This is a genomic window from Aeromonas sp. S12(2024), from assembly GCF_041402305.1.
Classification (GTDB): domain Bacteria; phylum Pseudomonadota; class Gammaproteobacteria; order Enterobacterales; family Aeromonadaceae; genus Aeromonas; species Aeromonas veronii.
Genome location: NZ_JBGLRB010000015.1, coordinates 26,452 through 41,868, shown reverse-complemented (window position 1 = coordinate 41,868; position 15,417 = coordinate 26,452). Strand labels below are relative to the sequence as shown.

The 15,417-nt window shown below is 57.5% G+C and carries 15 protein-coding genes; 6 read left to right on the top strand and 9 right to left on the bottom strand.

What is annotated here, in order from left to right; translation table 11 throughout:
* Positions 1-2: 2 nt before the first annotated feature.
* Both ACB035_RS14695 and ACB035_RS14690 read right to left on the bottom strand, forming a co-directional pair.
* The gene (locus ACB035_RS14695) at positions 3-1,319 is read right to left on the bottom strand and encodes a 2-hydroxycarboxylate transporter family protein (protein ID WP_216951841.1); all 1,317 of its coding nucleotides are present in this window, start codon (positions 1,317-1,319) and stop codon (positions 3-5) included.
* A 518-nt stretch (positions 1,320-1,837) separates the two neighbouring features.
* Positions 1,838-2,008 (bottom strand): hypothetical protein, encoded by a 171-nt coding sequence (locus ACB035_RS14690; protein WP_162838752.1) that lies wholly within the window; start codon positions 2,006-2,008, stop codon positions 1,838-1,840.
* 298 nt (positions 2,009-2,306) lie between these two features.
* Here ACB035_RS14690 and ACB035_RS14685 point away from each other — a divergent pair, with 298 nt between their 5' ends.
* The 5 genes from ACB035_RS14685 (at position 2,307) to ACB035_RS14665 (ending at position 6,401) form a co-directional block, all read left to right on the top strand.
* Positions 2,307-2,819: a MarR family transcriptional regulator gene (locus ACB035_RS14685; RefSeq protein WP_005349886.1), complete on the top strand. Its 513-nt coding sequence runs from the start codon at positions 2,307-2,309 to the stop codon at positions 2,817-2,819.
* Between the two features lies 1 nt (position 2,820).
* Positions 2,821-3,876 carry an HlyD family secretion protein gene (locus ACB035_RS14680; RefSeq protein WP_159143256.1) on the top strand — a complete coding sequence of 352 codons (1,056 nt, stop codon included), beginning with the start codon at positions 2,821-2,823 and terminating at the stop codon, positions 3,874-3,876.
* Positions 3,866-4,963: a DUF2955 domain-containing protein gene (locus ACB035_RS14675; RefSeq protein WP_199252046.1), complete on the top strand. Its 1,098-nt coding sequence runs from the start codon at positions 3,866-3,868 to the stop codon at positions 4,961-4,963. Before ACB035_RS14680 ends, ACB035_RS14675 begins: the two co-directional genes overlap by 11 nt.
* A gap of 174 nt (positions 4,964-5,137) precedes the next feature.
* Positions 5,138-5,902, top strand: coding sequence for a transporter substrate-binding domain-containing protein (locus ACB035_RS14670; protein ID WP_042079834.1), 765 nt, complete (start codon positions 5,138-5,140; stop codon positions 5,900-5,902).
* A gap of 142 nt (positions 5,903-6,044) precedes the next feature.
* On the top strand, positions 6,045-6,401 hold the full coding sequence (locus tag ACB035_RS14665) for an MliC family protein (protein ID WP_042079835.1): 357 nt from the start codon (positions 6,045-6,047) through the stop codon (positions 6,399-6,401).
* Positions 6,402-6,457: 56 nt separating this feature from the next.
* Here the strand turns inward: ACB035_RS14665 and ACB035_RS14660 are convergent, their stop codons facing one another.
* The 4 genes from ACB035_RS14660 to nrdD form a co-directional block, all read right to left on the bottom strand.
* Entirely contained in the window at positions 6,458-6,850 is a 393-nt protein-coding gene (locus ACB035_RS14660) for an energy transducer TonB (protein ID WP_371167554.1), read from the bottom strand.
* A 176-nt stretch (positions 6,851-7,026) separates the two neighbouring features.
* Positions 7,027-7,197 carry a YqaE/Pmp3 family membrane protein gene (locus ACB035_RS14655; RefSeq protein WP_005338440.1) on the bottom strand — a complete coding sequence of 57 codons (171 nt, stop codon included), beginning with the start codon at positions 7,195-7,197 and terminating at the stop codon, positions 7,027-7,029.
* Between the two features lie 64 nt (positions 7,198-7,261).
* Positions 7,262-7,771, bottom strand: coding sequence for an anaerobic ribonucleoside-triphosphate reductase-activating protein (gene nrdG / locus ACB035_RS14650; protein ID WP_371167553.1), 510 nt, complete (start codon positions 7,769-7,771; stop codon positions 7,262-7,264).
* Positions 7,772-7,871: 100 nt separating this feature from the next.
* Positions 7,872-9,989, bottom strand: a complete 2,118-nt coding sequence (gene nrdD / locus ACB035_RS14645; RefSeq protein WP_201972993.1) for an anaerobic ribonucleoside-triphosphate reductase — start codon at positions 9,987-9,989, stop codon at positions 7,872-7,874.
* 444 nt (positions 9,990-10,433) lie between these two features.
* Here nrdD and ACB035_RS14640 point away from each other — a divergent pair, with 444 nt between their 5' ends.
* Positions 10,434-11,408 (top strand): ABC transporter substrate-binding protein, encoded by a 975-nt coding sequence (locus ACB035_RS14640; protein WP_371167552.1) that lies wholly within the window; start codon positions 10,434-10,436, stop codon positions 11,406-11,408.
* A 63-nt stretch (positions 11,409-11,471) separates the two neighbouring features.
* Here ACB035_RS14640 and ACB035_RS14635 read toward each other — a convergent pair whose 3' ends face one another.
* From ACB035_RS14635 to zipA, 3 genes are all read right to left on the bottom strand, one after another.
* Positions 11,472-11,783 carry an SWIM zinc finger family protein gene (locus ACB035_RS14635; protein WP_371167551.1) on the bottom strand — a complete coding sequence of 104 codons (312 nt, stop codon included), beginning with the start codon at positions 11,781-11,783 and terminating at the stop codon, positions 11,472-11,474.
* Positions 11,773-14,136: an NAD-dependent DNA ligase LigA gene (ligA, locus tag ACB035_RS14630; RefSeq protein ID WP_371167550.1), complete on the bottom strand. Its 2,364-nt coding sequence runs from the start codon at positions 14,134-14,136 to the stop codon at positions 11,773-11,775. Before ligA ends, ACB035_RS14635 begins: the two co-directional genes overlap by 11 nt.
* A 99-nt stretch (positions 14,137-14,235) precedes the next feature.
* On the bottom strand, positions 14,236-15,405 hold the full coding sequence (zipA, locus tag ACB035_RS14625) for a cell division protein ZipA (RefSeq protein ID WP_371167549.1): 1,170 nt from the start codon (positions 15,403-15,405) through the stop codon (positions 14,236-14,238).
* Positions 15,406-15,417 lie beyond the last annotated feature (12 nt).

The window sequence follows — 15,417 nt, the reverse complement described above, 5'->3', positions numbered from 1 at the left end:
TATCAGGCAAGCAGGGAGATAAGGGCGGTGGCCAGGATCAGCATCACGGCGCCGCCGAGGCGAGAGGAGATCTGGGCAAAGGGCATCAGCTTCATCCGCTGGGCCGCCGAGAGCACGGCTACGTCACCGGTGCCGCCCATGTTGGCCATGCAGAGTCCGCCGGTGATGGCCGCCTCGATGGGGTAGAAGCCGATCATCCGGCCCACCAGCGCCGCGCCGAGGGCGCCACCGATTACGGTGACCATGACCAGCACGAAGTAGCTGACTGAGAAGGCGCTGATGAGCTCCGGAATACTGGTATAGGCGACGCCGATCCCCACCAGCAGCGAGGGGGTCAGGTTGCTCACCACAAACTGATACCAGTCGGCCGCCGCCTGCTCATAACGGCGCGGCAGCAGGCCGCTCACCTTGATAAAAGCGACCGCCAAAATCATCAGGGCAAAGGGGTGCATCGGGATAAAGTTGCCAAGCAGGGAGCCCAGCACAAACATGCTGGAGCTGATGAAAAGGCCCATACCCAGACTCTGAAGGGTCGGCGCTTCGGCCTGCTCGTCAGCAATGCTCTGGCTACTTTCCTTGATCATCAGCTTGCCGTTACCGGTCAGGGAGGGGTAACGACGACCGAGCCGCGCCAGCAGGGAGCCCACCAGAATGGCCAGGGTATTGGCGATCACCACCGCCGGCACCATGCGCGACAAGAGATCCGCACTGGACATCTGCATCGGGCCGGAGAGGATCTCCACCAGAGGCACAGCCCCCGCCCCCATGCCACCACCCATGATCGGCAAGCCGATCAGAAGCACCGCATTCTTGAAGCCATACCCCATCAGGGAGCCGACCAGCCCCACGCTCAGCAGTGCCAGCGCGACGCCGCCAAGAATGACCGGCAGATAGCGCATGGCGGCATTTTTCAGCAAAGCGCCGCTCATACCGAACACAGAACCGGTCACCAGACTGGCGATAAAGAAGTTGAGAAAGCCCCCCTCCTTCATGAAGTTGGTGATGACCTGCCCCGCCTGCACCGGCAGCAGCTGATATTCGAACAGGGCGGCGCCGCCAAAGATGGCGAGGATGGTGCCGCCCCCAAGATATTCACGGATTGGCATGATCCGCTCACCCAACTCGGTCAGCAGGGTGCCCAGCACAAACATCAGTGCCAGCGCACCGACCATGCCCAGCGGCAGCGAGCCATTCCAGCCGGAAAAGAGAACACAGGTTGCCAACCCCAGAAATATAAAGAGCGGCATACCGGCAATTTGTTGGCCGCCCATAAAGGCGGCCTTTTCTTGTGTGGTTTGTAGGGGAGAGAGGTTTTTCATTGTTATGTACTCTGCGTGTGATTGTGACCGCTACTTTATTGATCCCCCTCACTCCTGTCGGTTAGCCAGACTGCAAAGCCATATAAAAACATTAAAAACTTAAACATCATGGTGCCGCTAACGTGCGCAGCACAATAGAACACCAGACCATCGATGCCCTGCTCGACCAGGAAATTGGGCGATAAAACGAGCGAGCCCAATGGCGGATATTGGAATGATCAGCAGTAATAACGATGCGATGATCTCTCCCCCTTCGGGGAAATAACAGAGCCAGATGACAAGCTCTGCGACCATTTATCGCCACAGCTCCTGTGAGTGATAATCAGCGGGCAATGTCATCACCATGACGCGAGTGCCACGGCGTGCCACATCAGGGTTTGAGTCGGCGTGCAGGAAGCACGCACGATGAAAAATGGTGAGGAGAAAGATGCAAAAAGGGGAGATTGAAATAGTGATGAGTCAAGCCAGCGAATACCAGAGCACTGGCTTGAACTCACAAGGATCACACATGGTAAGGTCTATTCTGCCAACAGCAATGGAATATTGGCGGGGTCAAAATCATGACTGATATCGGTACTTCTGATAGCGCCTTCCCGATTCACGCCATGGTGTGACTCTGCACCATATTCTCCATCACTCAACAGCGCTTCAATTGCCAGATACACACATCCACTGTCATATCCATCCACAACCCGTTTCCCCCTTGTTTTATAACCCCATCAATATTAGCGGATAAAAAAAGAGCTGCTCGCTGAAGCTGAAAATTTCATGAAAATAATCGCCGGATATCCTCCATTCACGGCGCAATATCCGAAGCGGCAAGAGAGCCTCGAGTGGATCAGCCCCGAAAATAATATCAGGGGCTCGAATGCTGCCAACTCGCACCAGCGAAAGATCCGACCAGAAACATGACCCGCATCACACTATTTACTTAGCCTGCTAAACAAGTATGATAGTTAGCAGGCTAAGTACATTGAGGATGAGAAGATGACGGATCTGGAAAGGTTGCGCGAGCTGTCGCTCGCCGAGCAGATAGCGCGGATGCACCGGCTATGGCGTACTGCCGCCGACCTGGAGCTGGCTCCCCTTGGCCTCACCCATCCCCGCTGGACCGCGCTGTGGAAGCTCTCCCGCATGGGGAACCATGTCAGCCAGAAGACCCTGGCCGAAGCCCTCGAGATAGAGCTCCCATCCCTGATGCGCACCCTGGGCCAGCTGGAAGAGCAGGGACTGATTGAGCGCCACTGCTGCAGTCAGGACAAGCGGGCCCGCATCGTCTGCGTGACCCCGGCTGGCCAGACCCTGCTCGATCAGATCGCCGACCGCATCATGAATATTCGCCGGGAGCTGCTGGGGGGCATCGACGAGCAGACCCTGCAACTGTTTGAAGCCACGGTGCAGCGGATCTCGGCCAACGCCCTCAGCAAAATTGAACAACACCACGACCGACAAGCCGGAGGCGATACAAGCCCTCCCGAGACCGACACAGAGAGAGAATAAGATGACCCCGGATCAACAATTTACCCGCTGGATCAAATGGTCCATGGCGGGCTTTGCCACCCTGTTTGCCTATTTTCTGATAGCCGACCTGCTGATGCCCCTCACACCGCAGGCGATGGCGACCCGGGTGGTCACCAAGCTGGCCCCCCAGGTGAGCGGCAAGGTGATCGAGGTCGCCGTTCACAACAACCAGCAGGTCAAGAAGGGGGATCTGCTGTTCAGGCTGGATCCGGCCCCTTTTGAACTGGCAGTGGAGCAGGCCCGCCTTGCGCTGGCGCAGGCAGAGCAGCAGAACAGTGAACTGGATGCCGCCCTGACCGTCGCCGTTGCCGAGATCAACGCCAAGGAGACTCTGGCCAGCCAGAAGTGGCGCGAGGCTGAGCGGATCGATGCGCTGTACCAACGTCACATGGTTTCGCTGCAACAAAAAGATGAGGCTGACAGCGCCCTGCGCAGCGCCCAGGCCAACCTGCGCGCCAGTCAGGCCAAACTGGCCCAGATCAAGGCCAGTCGTGGCGTGACCGGTGAGGATAATCTGTTGCTGCGCCAGGCCCGCAACAAGCTGGCGCAAGCGCAGCTGGCCCTCTCTTACAGCCAGGTCCACGCGGATCAGGATGGCACCATCACCAACCTGCAGCTCAAGCCGGGCAGTATCGCCAGTGCTGGCAGCCCGCTGCTGGCGCTGGTGTCGGAACAGGTAGATGTCATTGCCGATTTTAGGGAGAAGAGCCTGCGCCATGTTGGCGAGCAAACCCGCGCACTGGTCGCCTTCGATGGCGAACCGGGTCAGCTCTATCCTGCCCGGGTGAGCAGTTTGGATGCCGGGGTGAGTGCCGGTCAGTTTGATGCCAATGGTCGACTGGCCGCGCCGGTGGAGTCTGATCGCTGGGTACGGGATGCCCAGCGGATGCGGCTGCACCTCGAGCTGGAGCAGCTCCCCGACCATCTGCCAGCCGGGGCGCGGGCCACGGTGCAACTGCTGCCGGACAATGCCCTGACTGCCATGCTGGCACGGGGCCAGATCCACCTGCTCAGCCTGCTCCATTATGTCTACTAACCACGCCACTCACCCGTCGGCCAATACTGCCCCAGCACACCCCGCCGGTGGTGCTGCCACCCACCTCTGGTATCGGCCCCTCACCGGCAACGAGCTGCGCCAGTGCCTGCGCATCGCCTTTGGCTGCACCACGGGCTTTCTGCTCTGCAAACTGTTTGGCTGGAATTACGGGGTCTTCTATACGGTTACACCGGTGCTGCTGCTGGGAATGGTGCCGGTGATGAATGGCCATGCCGCACGCCAGCTGATCGCGGCGGCGGTGGTCTGTGGGGTGGAGGTCGGGCTGCTGGGGGGGCTGTTTGGCAGCCATCCGGCGCTGATGACCCCTATCGCCTTTCTGCTGTTTCTCTACCGTTTCGCCGCCATGTCGCGGGGCAGCCTGTTTCTGTTCGGGGCCAACGGGGTGCTGAGCCTCAGCATCATGCTGCACTTTGCCAGCTATCCGCAGACCGACCTCAACGACCTGATCCTCAACAATATCTGGGCGAGCATGCTGTCGGTACTAATCGCCTATCTGATGACCATGCTGATCCCGGATGTGGAGGCCAGACCCAAGCCCGCCTCGGCCCCCAAGGCGCCGCACCGGATGCGCCATGAAGCCCTGCTGGGCGCCACTGTGGCCACCCTGTCGTTTCTGGTATTTCAGGTGTTTGACCTGCGCGACTCCATGTCTGCCCAGGCTACGACCCTGCTGGTGCTGTTCCCCATGCACTGGAACGGCGCCCTCAGTTATGCCCGCAAACGGGCGATGGGCACCTTGCTGGGGGTCACCTTCGGCTTGCTCGGCCAGTTGCTGCTCTATGACTGGTCAGGGCAACTGTTGCTTGTCGCTCCACTGCTGTGGCTCGGCGCCATGTTGTTCAGCCATGCCCACGTCAAGGAGGCTGGTGGCTCCGGGGTCGGCTTTGGCGCCCTCACTACCCTCGGCATCCTGTTTGGCCAGTACCTCACCCCGGGCAACGATCTGGTGTTCAGCGCCCTCTACCGGGTGAGCAGCATACTGTTTGCCATCGTGGTCACCCTGCTGGCCTGCTACCTCGTCCACCGGTTGCTCAATCGCTTCGAGGCAACCCGCTTCGGTTATTGATTTCCTGTTGTAAGCACTGTTGTCAGCCCATGGATGAGCTCTCTTTCGCCCCGTCGCCTGCCGGGGCTTTTTTTCTCGCCCTCGTTTACCTCCCTCACCAATACTCCTGCAACTACAAGTCAGCGCAGAAGTGTGGCTATGCTTGTAAGGCTGCTGTCGATGAGGTGCACACTTATGGTTCCGTTGTTAAAGAAATGGCTGGTTTGTCTGATGCTGTTGGCTACCAGCCCGCTCGGGGCCACCCCGCTTGTCATAGGTGCCGAAGATGACTGGGCCCCCTACTGCGAGCGCGACAAGGACAATGAGGATGACCAGCCCCACGGACTGGCGCCTGAGCTGGTCAAGGCGGTGTTCGCCGCCGAAGGGATCGAGATTGTCTTTCGCACCCTCCCCTTCGCCCGCTGCATGCACGATGCGAAAAGCGGCAAACTTGCGGGGTGCTTCAACGCCACCATCACCGAAGAGAACCGCTACCAGTACCACTGGCACGATACCCCCATGTTCGAGGAGGATCTTGCCATCTTCGCCCTTGCCAGCGACCCGCAACGGGATCTCAAGCTCACCTCGCTGGAGGGCAAGCGGGTGGGCATCACCCTCGGTTACACCTACCCCACCGATTTTATGGAGAACCCCAGGATCACCCGCTTTCAGGCCAAATCCGATGCCCAGATCCTCGAGATGCTGGTACGTGGCCGGGTCGACTACATCCTGATGAACGGCATGCCGGGCTACCTCAAGATCCAGCAAAAACAGCTGACCGGCAAGGTGGTCAAGGTTGGCAAGCTCTCCACCGATGGCTTCTGGCTCGCCTTCTCCCGCCACCACCCTCAAGGGGAAGCGCTCTCCAAACAGTTCGAGCAGGGGCTGCAGAAGATCAAAAACAACGGCATCTATGAGACGCTGATCCGCCAGTTTGAAACCAGACTTGGCCTCTACTGATTGACGATGCCTTCCTGATAGCGCCCCCTCATACTCGCGCGGTATGCCGGACAGCCAGCGACGCACCGAATGGCTGTGCGGATTGCACAATAACGGCAACCTGTTAGGCTCACGCTCGTATGACACCAATGGAGCTGTAATCATGAATAAGGTACATATGATGGCCGCTGGTGCGCTGGCCCTCAGCCTGCTCGCTGGCTGCAATCAGGGCAATACCCTCTCAGTCACTGGTGGCGAACCGGTCAGTTACCAGTGCGAGCAGGGCAAGAAGGTGCAGGTGCGCTACTTCTCCCTCTCCGACGAGAGCCTCAACTTTATCAAGCTGTCACTGCCGGACGGCAAGGATTACACCCTGCCCCAAGCCGTCTCGGCCTCCGGCGCCCGCTATACGGACGAACATGAGGCCGTCTGGTGGAACAAGGGGGATGAGGGCTTTGTCGAACTGCGGGATCAGGATGGCGAGTGGCAGACCGCCTACAACGACTGCAAACAGCAATAAACGTGACCCCGGCCTGGCCGGGGTCTCTGTTTCTCTGGCATCGAAGTGGTGGGGGATCAGTTGATCTCGATTTCGAAGCGGTTGATCACCTCGACCGGAATGGCATCCGGGTTGCCCTCTGCCGGGCTGTAGCGGATCCGCGAGAGGGTCGCCAGCGCGCTCTGCTCCAGCTCGCCGGGGGGCTCGGCCGCCACCACTTCCGGCTTGACCGGCGTGCCGCTGGCGTCGATTTGATAGCGCACTTCCACATACCCCTTGACCGGTTTGGCCGACAGGGCGGGCTCGTCATTGCCAAGCCATGACCACTGCTTCTCCTGAACCCAGTAGCTGGACAACTGCTCGAGAGGGATAGCGATCGGAGCGCGCTCGTGCGCTACCTCCTGATGGGATGAGCACCCCAGCAACAGTGTCACTGCCAGACCTGACCATACTGCGACTTTCCACTTCATGTAACGCTCCTTGTTCTCTGCCGGTGCTTGTTGCCGGACTGCAGGGCGCTCAACGCGGCCCGCTTGGTCAGTCACCCATCCTAACGAAAAAGTATTCGTATGAACATGAACAAAAGGGCCAACCCCGAGAGGTTGGCCCTTTTATCGTCAATAAGCTCACTAACCATCCGCTGGCATCAGCCGCGCTTGTCGCTCACCACCAGCCAGAGCGCATGCACCATGCCCGGCAGACCGCCCATCAGGGTCAGCACTATGTTGATTAAAAAGTGCAGGCTAAAGCCCACCTGGATAAAAGCGCACACAGGGGGCAGGAAAATGGCCAGCAGGATCTTGAGCAGATTGTTCATCTCAGCTCTCCTCTTCATGAATGTCATCAGGATTGGAATGAGCTAACCATAAACATCCCGGACTTCAACTGCAAACCAGACAGGGAATTCGCTCACCCGCATCACGCCAAGCGTTGAGGTCGTGGATCTGCTGATTGCTGCTGCCACGCCAGAGCAGGCCGGGGTCTGCCAACGCCTTTTCAAACTTGCCATCCACCAGCACATCCAGCAGGGCGACCAGCTCGCGCTGGGCCTCTGACAGCTCGCCGAGCCGGTAGCCGGTCCAGCACCAGATATCCTTGCCCGGACACTCGGCGCGCACCCGTTTCACCAGCGCCAGCACGTGGGGCACGTTGGCAGGGTGGAGCGGATCGCCGCCGGAAAGCGACAGACCTCGCCGTTTGATGCGGCTGTCGTTGAGATCCGCAATGATGCGATCGCTCATCGTCTCATCGAACGGCTTGCCGCCATCGAGCCGCCAGGTGCTCTGGTTGTAACAACCCGGGCACTGGTGCTCGCAGCCGGAGACAAACAGGGTAGCACGGGTGCCGGGGCCGTTGATCACATCGACCGGGTAGTATTGGTGGTAGTGCATCGCTTGTTTCCTGCCTCGTTCACTGGACAGCGGCATAACTGTCGCCCTCCAATGAAAATGGCACCTTGAGTCAGGGGCCAGCTCTTCATCGCCTGTGCGCTTACATATGTTTGACGCGGCGCTTCACCTCTTCCTGCTTGCCCGCATTGAAGGGGCGCGCATCCGGGCTGCCGAGGTAGCCGCAGACACGGCGGGTCACCGACACCTTGGCCGGGTCGTGGTTACCGCAGCGCGGGCAGGTAAAGCCCTTGGAGGTGCACTCGAACTCGCCGGTAAAGCCGCAGTCGTAGCACTCGTCGATGGGGGTGTTGGTACCGTAGTAAGGCACCTTGTCATAGCTGTAATCCCAGACGTTTTCGAGCGCTTCCAGGTTGTGCTGGATGTTGGGGTACTCGCCGTAGCAGATGAAGCCACCGCTGGCGATGGGCGGATAGGGCGCCTCGAAGTCCAGCTTGTCGTACGGGTTGACCTGCTTCTCCACATCGAGGTGGAAGCTGTTGGTGTAGTAACCCTTGTCGGTCACGCCGGATACCACGCCAAACTCCTTGGCATCGATGCGGCAGAAGCGGGTGCAGAGGTTCTCGCTCGGGGTGGAGTAGAGGCTGAAGCCGTAGCCAGTCTCCTCTTTCCACTCATCGATGGCCGCCCTGAGACGGGCGATGATGGCGATGGCTTTCTGTTGCAGCTCGGCGCTGTCAAACAGGTGCACCTTGTCACCAAACAGGGCGTTGATGGTCTCGTGAACCCCGATATAACCGAGGGAAATGGAGGCACGACCGTTCTTGAAGATCTCGCTGACGTTGTCGTCCGCCTTCAGCCGCACGCCGCAAGCCCCTTCCATATAGAGGATCGGTGCAACCCGCGCCTTCACCCCGTCCAGACGGGTGATGCGGTACATCAGCGCCTTCTTGGCGACCCGCAGGGAGGCATCGAGACGATCCCAGAAGTCCGCTTCGTCACGGGATTTCAGGGCAATGCGCGGCAGGTTGAGGCTCACCACCCCCAGGTTGTTGCGACCTTCGTGGAGCAGCTCGCCATTCTCCTCGTAGGCACCGAGGAAGGAGCGGCAACCCATGGGGGTCTTGAAGGAGCCGGTCACCTTGACCACCTGGTCGTAGTTGAGGATGTCCGGATACATCCGCTTGGAGGCACACTCCAGCGCCAGCTGCTTGATGTCGTAGTTGGGATCGCCCTGCTTGTGGTTGAGGCCATCCTTGATGGCGAACACCAGTTTCGGGAACACGGCGGTCTTCTTGTTCTTGCCAAGGCCAGCGATACGGTTGCTGAGGATGGCGCGCTGGATCATCCGCGACTCCCAGCTGTCCCCCAGACCAAAGCCGAAGGTGACAAACGGCGTCTGACCGTTGGCGGTGTGCAGGGTGTTGACTTCGTATTCCAACGACTGGAAGGCGTCGTAGCACTCTTTCTCGGTGCGGGCCATGGCGTAGGCTTCTACGTCGGCAATGCCCCACTCTTCGGCCACTTCACGGTGCTTCTGCCAGCTGATGGTCACATAGGGAGCCAGCACTTCATCGATGCGGTTGATGGTGGTACCACCATAGATGTGGCTCGCCACCTGGGCGATGATCTGGGCGGTCACGGCCGTGGCGGTGCTGATGGATTTCGGGGTATCGATCTCCGCATTGCCCATCTTGAAGCCGTGGGTCAGCATCCCCTTCAGGTCGATCAACATGCAGTTGAACATCGGGAAGAAAGGCGAGTAGTCGAGATCGTGGAAGTGCAGATCACCGCTCTCGTGGGCCTGAACCACATCACGGGGCAGCATGTGGCTGGTGGCATAGTGCTTGGCGACGATACCGGCCAGCAAGTCGCGCTGGGTCGGGATCACCTTGGAGTCTTTGTTGGCATTCTCGTTGAGCAAGGCGGCATTGGTCTGCTCAACCAGACCGCGGATCTCCTGCGCCAGACGGCCGCGCGCCTCGCGAGCCTGATCCCTGTCGTGACGATATTCGATATAGGCACGGGCGATGGCCTTGTCGTCGGAAGCCATCAGGTGGTTTTCGACCCGGTTCTGGATCTCGTGGATATCAACTTCACCACGCCCTTCCAGCTCCTGACTCACCGCATTGGCAATGCGGGAGGCGAGTGCCGGATTGGCCTGATTGACCGCTTCCGCCGCTCGGCTGACCGCCTCTGCAATCAGCTGGGCATTGAATGGTGCGCGACATCCGTCACGTTTGATCACAACCGGTTTCATGGATTTTCCCCGTTAAAAGGCCAGGCTTTTGCCTCTGGCTCACCCTTGTTGGGCCCCCCTCCCGGCATCTCGTCCTGGACGCAAATAAATTCAGCCGAGGCTTGACAAGCCTGGGCTGAAGATAGGAGAGGAACAGCTTATACACAGCTTAATAACACAACATATAGGGATTAAAAACGAATGCGTCCCTATATGTGGTGTCTATTAGGCACCAAAGCGAAGCCTCATTTCTTGATCCAGAACAGGTTTTTCAGCGAGCGGGACAGTTCACGACCAACCCAAAAGAGCCCCATTCAAATCCAATCTCAAGCAGGGTGCGGGCTGGCGTCCGATCCGCCCACCCGAAAAAAATCGCCCCCCGCCGCACAGGTTTCGAGATGACAGCGCCAACCAAAACCGCCCATACTGAACAAGAACTCTCTCCCCCTCGACAAGGGACAACCCATGCGCACCTCCCTGCTGTTGCTACTGCTATCCACCCTCTCACTGCCGCTCTGGGCCGCAGACATTCTGGTGATCAGCAGCTACCATCCCGAATACCTGTGGGACCAAAGCTACAACAAAGGGCTGCTCAATGGCTTGCAGGGGGAGCACAAGATCACTCACTTCTACATGGACACCAAACGCCATCCACGGGAGAAGTTCGACGAAATAGCCCAGCAAGCCATCGCCTTTTATCTGAAGAGCAAACCGGATCTGGTAGTACTGGGGGATGACAACGCCATCAACTATCTGGCCAACGAGATCGCCTCGCTGGGTACCCCGGTGGTATTTCTTGGCATGAACGAGAATCCGCGCCTCAAGGGCTTTGTCGGCCACCCCAAGATCACCGGCGTGCTGGAGCGCCCCCTGCTCAAACGCAACATCAGCGAAATAAGCCAGATGATGGGAGGGCTCGACAAGGCACTGGTGCTGTTTGATTCCAGCAATGTGGCCCTCACCGCCATCGAGGATGAATTCAAGACCCAGACCGAGCTGCGGGTCGGCCAGACCCGGATCAACAGCCAGCTGATGGGGGATTACAGCCTATGGCAGGAGGCGGTGCTCAACGCCAAGAAGAACGGCTATCAGGCGATCTTCCTCGGCCTCTACCACACGCTGGTCGATGACAATGGCAAGCATGTGAGCGAAAAGACGGTGCTGGAGTGGACCAGCGCCAACACGCCGGTGCCGATCTTCTGTTTCTGGGAGTTTACCGTCGGCAAGGGGATGGCCATCGGCGGGCTGGTGCTGGACGGCCACGATCAGGGGATACAGGCCGCCAGCCTCATCAACACCATACTGGCGGGCACCCTGCCCCGTACCATCTCCCCGCGCGCGGCCCTGCGCGGCGAATATGTCTTCAGCAAGAGCGAGCTGGCCCGCTGGCAGCTCACCGTGCCCGACAAATGGCGCCACAAGATCCTCTGGCGTGAGTGAGAACCTAAACATCCAGAAAAAAGAACCCGGCACTAAGGCCGGGTTCATAGACATGAATAATTTTTATCCAGCCATGACTCTTTCAAAACGAGCGGTCTTACGTTTAACGTCTTTCTTCATCTGCTCCAACTCTGCTTCACTCTCTTTCAAAGAAAGATAATGAGAACACAACTCGGAACCTAAAAAATCAGACCTGAAAACATCATTAATTTGGCCGTTCAATATACCTTCAATTATTCCTGATTTATGCTTACACTTCTTTCCATAAGAACCAGCAGCACAATCACAATATAAATTTAATACGCCATTACTTTCTTTAACAGTAACGGTGTACACATTACCTTCACTTCCATCAACAGAATACTTAAATTCCATTTTCAGACTCCAGAAGAGAACGCAATTCATCTTCATTGATGATTTTTATACCTAGCTCGGTCGCTTTTTTCAATTTGCTACCAGCCTTATCACCCATAATCAACATATCTGTATTTTTTGACACTGAAGTTTTAGATTCACCACCAAGCTCCTTTAGTTTTGAATTCAATTTATCCCTCGACATGAACGTAAAACTGCCAGTGATTACAAATGACTTACCCGCGATAAAGCTATCTGATTTTTCCGCTGGCTCAGAATCCAATGAATCGTCAACATCCAATAGTGCATGTTTATCAACATAGATCTTGACCGCATCAAGCAAGGGCTTCTTCTCTTTAATACCTTTGACAACTGCATCAATTTTTTGCTTGCTGATACTTGTGCCGGCTGTGGTTGTGATACCAACCAAATCACCATGCTGTAAACCATTGCACAACTGATCCAAAGTTATTTCTTTAGATATAGCTTCAGAGAAAGTCTTAGCAACGCCATCAATATTTAAACCTTCAATGATTTTTGCCATTGAAAATTTTCTTTTATACATTCTGGATATTGATATTCCAGATCTTTCCACACCCATTACATCGGCTAGTTCCATAACCGAATCGCTTACTGAAGCAGCACTAAAATAGTCTGATATTTCCGCATCAATATCTAAACCGATACCATTTATCTGACTAATAATTCCTCTCGGTGCTGACATTATATTATCCAAGCATCCAAGCTCAACAATCAGTCTTTCTGCAACAACTTGACCAACAGATGGAATTCCCAATCCAAATAGAAAGTCGATAGAGGATGTTGTACCAATTTTAGCCTGAATAGCATCAAATGCATTTTTTGCTGAAACTTCAGCAAAACCATCTAATTTTAAAAAATCATCAACACTCAATCTAAATAGATCTGCTGGATGTTTAACTAATCCACCATCTACTAACTGTTCAATGACTTTATCACCAACACCTTCTATATCAACCGCATTACGGCTAACGAAATGTTTGAGAGATTCTTTGACTTGAGCTAGACAATTTAACCCTCCCGTACATTTACGAGTCGCAAGTATTTTTTCGAGTGTTTTGGTTTTTTGTTGGACGATTTTTTTCTCTTGAACAATATCCGAACCACAGACCGGACACTCGGCCGGGAATAAGATCGCGCGGGCGTCGCTTGGGCGCTGCGCCTCCACCACGGCGACGATCTGCGGGATCACATCCCCTGCCCGGCGCACGATCACGGTATCGCCAATCATCACGCCGAGGCGCTCGATCTCGTCGGCGTTGTGCAAGGTGGCGTTGGAGACAGTCACGCCGCCGACAAACACCGGTTTGAGCTTGGCGACCGGGGTCACGGCGCCGGTGCGGCCGACCTGAAACTCGACGTTCTCAAGCAGAGTCATCTCCTCCTGCGCCGGGAACTTGTGGGCGGTCGCCCAGCGCGGGGCGCGGGCCACAAAGCCCAGCTCCTCCTGCAGAGCGATGGCATCCACCTTGTAGACCACGCCGTCGATCTCGTAAGGAAGCTCGCCACGGCGGGCCAGAATGTCGTCGTGGAACGACTGACAACCGGCGGCCCCCTCTTTGAGCTTCACCTCGGGACTAAGCGGCAGCCCCCACTCCTTGAGCTGATGGAGGCGACCAAAGTGAGAGTCACCGAGCAGCTCGCCGCCAACACCGACACCGTAAGCGTAAAAGCTCAGGGGACGGCTGGCGGTGATGCGTGAATCAAGCTGACGCAGGCTGCCGGCGGCGGCGTTGCGCGGGTTGACGAACACCTTCTCGCCTGCGGCCAGTGCCTTGGCGTTCATCGCCTCGAAACCGGCCTTGGGCATAAAGACTTCGCCACGCACCTCCAGCCGATCGGGCCAGCCAGAGCCCCGCAATGCGAGCGGAATGGCCTTGATGGTACGCACATTCTCGGTGATCTCCTCACCGGTGGCGCCATCGCCCCGGGTGGCCGCCTGCACCAGCTGACCATTTACATAGAGCAGGCTCACCGCCAGACCGTCGAGCTTGGGCTCGCAGCAGAAGGTGAAACGCACGTCACGCTTGAGGCGATCGCTCATGCGCTGTTCGAACGCCTGCAACTCTTCGCAGCTAAAGACGTTATCCAGACTGAGCATGGGGATCTCGTGACGCACCTGACTGAACGCCGTCAGCGGCTGACCGCCGACCCGCACGCTGGGGGAAGCCGGGGTTTTCAGCTCGGGGTGGTCAGCCTCCAGCGCGATCAGCTCGCGCATCAGACGGTCGTATTCGGCGTCCGGTACGGTCGGGTTATCCAGCACATAATACTGGTGACCATATTCGGTAAGCAGTTCACACAATTGACGGTGGCGGGAGAGGGTGTCGCTCATGAAAAAGTCTCGAAGTGTGATTGAACATACGGCCGGGGTAGAAACAAAAATGCGGTACCTGGGTACCGCACTTTTTCTTTACTCGACCCGCATGGCGTATTAGTCGCGACTGGCCTCGTAGGCAGCCAGCTCGTGACGGTAACGGGCAATGGTCTCGTCGCTCAGCGGGCTGCGATCCATATCTGTCAGCATGGCATCGAGATCGCTGGCCAGCTGATCGGCAGCCTGCAGCATATCCTCGAAGGCAAACGCGGCATTGCTGCGCAGCGGCAGTTGCATGAACAGGGAGACACCCGGTGTGGTGAACTGTTCCATCCGGTACGGGTTAAAGGTGCCCGGCTTGACCATGTTGATCATGGAGAAGAGCACTTCACCCTTGCCGTTGGGATCTTCGTGACGGTGGAAAATATCCATCTCGCCAAACTTGAAACCCAGCGCCATCAGGGATGAGAGCAGGGTCGCACCTTGCAAGTCGTGACCCGGACGGCCCATCAGGTTGATGACATAGACATCCTGCCAGATCTTCTCGACCGGTTGGGGCGCCATGCGCGGCTCTTCCACCACAGGTGCAGGTGCCACATAGGCCGGCTCTTCATACACAGGCTCGGGAGCCACATGACGGGGCTGCGGCTGATATTCCGGCTCGGGAGCACGCACCGGTTCGGCACGAACGGTGTCAGCGGTACGGACTGTCTCTGCACGGGCACCAAAAGTCGGGGCGGTCGCGTAAGCGGGCTCGACCAGCGGCTCGTCATCCAGCGACTGCATCATGGGATCGCGCTGGGGACGGGAACGGTAGACCGGGGTACGACGATTGACCTGAGCAGGTTTGCGCACCGGCGCGGCGGGCGCCTCGTCGGTCTCCTCGGGCAGTGGTTCGTCGAACGCTTCCTCCTCTTCATAGACAGGAGGTGGCGGAACCGGGCGGGCAGCAGGCTTGCGCACTACGGGCGGCGGCAGATCGTCCTCGTCATCTTCATCATCAAAGGCGGGGACGGCAGGGCGACGACCGAGTTCCGGCTGGCGGCTCTCTTCACTGCGCAGCTTGGGCTCGGCACGACGGCCACCACTGACCACACGTACCTGGCCGATGCCATCGCTGTCGAAGGCGTCGTTATCACGATCCCGCGACTTGGAGTCCATCCGTCCAATCGGTTTCTCTTTGATCGGTGCCTGACGATTCTTTTTGTTGCTCCACAACCCGTGAATGAGCAATGCCGCAATAGCAATACCGCCCAGGGCAACCAAGATGTAACGCAATTCCTGCATTAGCTGCTTCTC